This window comes from Sandarakinorhabdus sp. (assembly GCF_031430775.1).
In the GTDB taxonomy this organism is placed as follows: domain Bacteria; phylum Pseudomonadota; class Alphaproteobacteria; order Sphingomonadales; family Sphingomonadaceae; genus Sandarakinorhabdus.
Map to the genome: position 1 here is coordinate 1 of NZ_JANPCD010000179.1, position 2,951 is coordinate 2,951.

4 protein-coding genes are annotated in these 2,951 nt (G+C 65.4%); all 4 read right to left on the bottom strand.

Annotated elements, in window-relative coordinates:
- Positions 1–32: 32 nt before the first annotated feature.
- On the bottom strand, positions 33–509 hold the full coding sequence (gene rplM / locus RMQ73_RS11655; protein ID WP_310498419.1) for a 50S ribosomal protein L13: 477 nt from the start codon (positions 507–509) through the stop codon (positions 33–35).
- A gap of 119 nt (positions 510–628) precedes the next feature.
- Entirely contained in the window at positions 629–1,000 is a 372-nt protein-coding gene (locus RMQ73_RS11660; RefSeq protein ID WP_310498420.1) for a DUF2237 domain-containing protein, read from the bottom strand.
- A complete protein-coding gene (locus RMQ73_RS11665; RefSeq protein ID WP_310498421.1) occupies positions 997–2,031 on the bottom strand; it encodes a COX15/CtaA family protein in 1,035 nt (344 codons plus the stop codon). The genes RMQ73_RS11660 and RMQ73_RS11665 overlap by 4 nt, the downstream gene beginning before the upstream one ends.
- Before the next feature lie 55 nt (positions 2,032–2,086).
- Positions 2,087–2,951 (bottom strand): amidase family protein (locus RMQ73_RS11670; protein ID WP_310498422.1); only part of this gene is annotated, 865 nt, incomplete at its 5' end.

Genomic DNA, 2,951 nt, shown 5'->3' on the forward strand with positions numbered 1-2,951 from the left:
GCGACTGGCGATTGTCGGTCATCTGGCTGCCCTTACGCGGAAATGGTGGTGTTCTTGCGGTTCATGCCCGCAACGTCGACAACTTCGGGGCTCTGCGCCACGTGCGGATGTTCCGTGCCCTTGAAGACGCGCAAGTTGCGCATCTGCTGGCGGCCCAAGGGACCGCGCGGCACCATGCGTTCCACGGCCTTGATCAGGACGCGTTCCGGAAAGCGGCCTTCCAGGATCTTGGCAGGCGTGGTTTCCTTGATGCCGCCGGGGTGGCCCGTGTGGCGATAATACTTCTTGTCGGTCAGCTTCTTGCCGGTGAAACGCACCTTTTCGGCGTTGATCACGATGATGTTGTCACCGCAATCGACGTGGGGCGTGAAGCTTGCCTTGTGCTTGCCGCGCAGGCGGTTGGCGATGATCGAGGCAAGGCGGCCAACGACAAGCCCTTCGGCGTCGATGATCAGCCATTTCTTCTCGACCTCGGCAGGCTTGATCGAGTCGGTCGTCCGGGTCAGCATGGGTTTGATTCCATTTGCGAAAAAACGAAGCGGCCAAGGGGGTACCCTGGCCGGATGGCGCGCATATCGCCAAAAGCGGCGATTTGGTCAAGGAAATACAGGCATTTTTCGCTATGGTATCAGGGCACCGTATCGGCGGCATGGGCCTGGAGATGCCCGAGCAGCGTCACCTCAAGCGTCTTTTGATGCGTCGCTTCGAGCACCACATCGGGCGCAAAGCCGGCGCGGCGGGCTTCTTCCCAGCGGCCGGCGCACAGGCACCAATGGTCGCCAGGCCTCAGGCCGGGAAATCCGAATTCGGGGCGGGGCGTGGACAGATCATTGCCGGCGCTGCGGCTGAAGGCGAGGAATTCCTCCGTCACCACGGAGCAGACGGTGTGCAGGCCGCGATCATTGTCATCGGTGTTGCAGCAGCCATCGCGCTGCCAGCCGGTGAGCGGATCGGTCGAGCACAAGGCCAATGGCCCGCCGAGGACATTCGATGCTGTCATGTCCGTGTTCCTTGTACTGACCAATGCGCACATATTACTGTCGCAGCGACCAGCAACGCCGCGCAGCCCTGGTGCATGACACCCAGCGCCACCGGCACGCCGTTCACCACGGTCAGCACGCCGAGCACGAACTGCGCCGTGATGGCACCGCCCAGAGCCAACGCCCGCGCCCCGGCCCCGGCGTTCCATAACCGCAGCGCGACGACCAAAGCAGCAGCCGCCACAGCATAGGCCATGCTGCGATGCAGGAAATGCACGGTGAACGGCGAATGCACCAGATCCGCGAGCGCGCCGAACAGGCCCGGCGGCACCAGTTCACCAACCATCAATGGCCAGGTGTCACTCGCCTTGCCGGCACGCAGGCCCGCCGTGAACGCGCCCCAGACGATCTGCACGGCCAGCAAAACCGCGAACGGCCAGACCCAGCGCCTCGGACGCACAGCCGTCTCCGGCGCGCCGCGCATCAGGTCGAGCGCCGTCCACAGGCAGCCGGCCATGATGATCAGCGCGGTGGACAGATGCACGGCCAGACGTTCCGGCGCCACTTCGGTGCGGCCCGACAGGCCGGACGCGACCATCCACCAGCCAATGGTGCCTTGCAACGCGCCCAGCGTCAGAAGCGACAGCAGACGCGGTTTATAGCCGGCGGGGATGGCGCGGCGCAGCCAGAACCACGCCAGCGGAAGCGCAAAGGCAAGGCCGATCAGTCGCCCCAGCAGCCGGTGGACATATTCCCAGAAGAAAATGCCCTTGAACGCCGACAGGCTCATGCCCTGATTCATCAACTTGTACTGGCTCGACTGCTGATACAGCGCAAACTGCTCCGCCCATGCCGCGTCTGTCAGCGGCGGCAACGTGCCCGAAACCACATCCCAGCGCGTGATCGACAGGCCCGATTCGGTCAGCCGCGTGATGCCGCCGACGACCACCATCAGGAATACCATGGCCGCGACACACAGCAGCCACAGCGCGACGGCGCGGGGGCGAGCGATGGACGTTGCAGGGACGAAAGGGACAGCGAGGGAAGCCATATGTCGCTGTATCCCGGATCGCCTCGCTGCGAAACCGGGTGCGACGCCGCTGCCGCTACCCGAACCAGATCGGCGGCTTGCGCTGCGCCCATGGTGCTGCGGCTTCCAGCGCAAAGGCGAGGCTGAGCAATTTGGCATCGTCGCCCCGCTTGCCGGCAAAATGCACGCCCACTGGCAGGCCCGTTTGCGTCCAGTGCAGCGGCACGCTCATGGCAGGGGCACCGGTAACGTTCTGGACGGGCGTATAGGCCACCAGGTCCATCATATCGGCCATGGTGCGGAGCGGATCGGCGGCGGGATCGAGCCGGCCGATGGGAATGGCGTGGCGGGTCAGCACCGGAGTCATCAGCACGTCCATGCCGGCAAAGCTGGCATTATAGGCCTCGCGGTAGCCAAACAAGCGGCCGATGATGGCGCGGGCATCGGCCTGGGCAATCGCGGCGCCGCGCGCGGCGAGGTGCAGTGTCAGCGGTTCGAGCCTGGCAGCTGCATCTGCGCCCAGCTTGCTGCGAACCTCGCCAGCGGCCCGAGCCGCGCCCATCGCCCAGAAATCGGTGAAATCACGCGCAAAATCGGATGGCGAGAACGACCACCGAGCATCGACGACCTTGTGACCCATCCGGGTCAGCAGCGCGCGGGCGCCGGCCATGGCCGCCATCACCTCGGCATCGGGCACGGTTCCATTGGCAGTAGCGGTCAGCACGCCGATGGTGAGCGGACCGCCCTGCCCTGCCGGCACCAGCGGCGCCAGCCCCTCGGCGCCGGCCTGTTGCAGGCGCAGCAGCGCAAAGGCGCTGTCCCGCACGCTGCGCGTCAGCACATGATCGACGGCAATATCGGCAGCATCGTCCTTGACCGTCATGCCTTTTGATCGCCCGCGCGACGGCTTGAAGCCGAACAGCCCGGTCAGCGAGGCCGGG

What these genes read in the sequence shown, in the direction of transcription:
- rplM (WP_310498419.1), bottom strand. Translation starts at nt 509, where the DNA reads ATGCTGACCCGGACGACCGACTCGATCAAGCCTGCCGAGGTCGAGAAG.
- RMQ73_RS11660 (WP_310498420.1), bottom strand. Translation starts at nt 1,000, where the DNA reads ATGACAGCATCGAATGTCCTCGGCGGGCCATTGGCCTTGTGCTCGACC.
- RMQ73_RS11665 (WP_310498421.1), bottom strand. Translation starts at nt 2,031, where the DNA reads ATGGCTTCCCTCGCTGTCCCTTTCGTCCCTGCAACGTCCATCGCTCGC.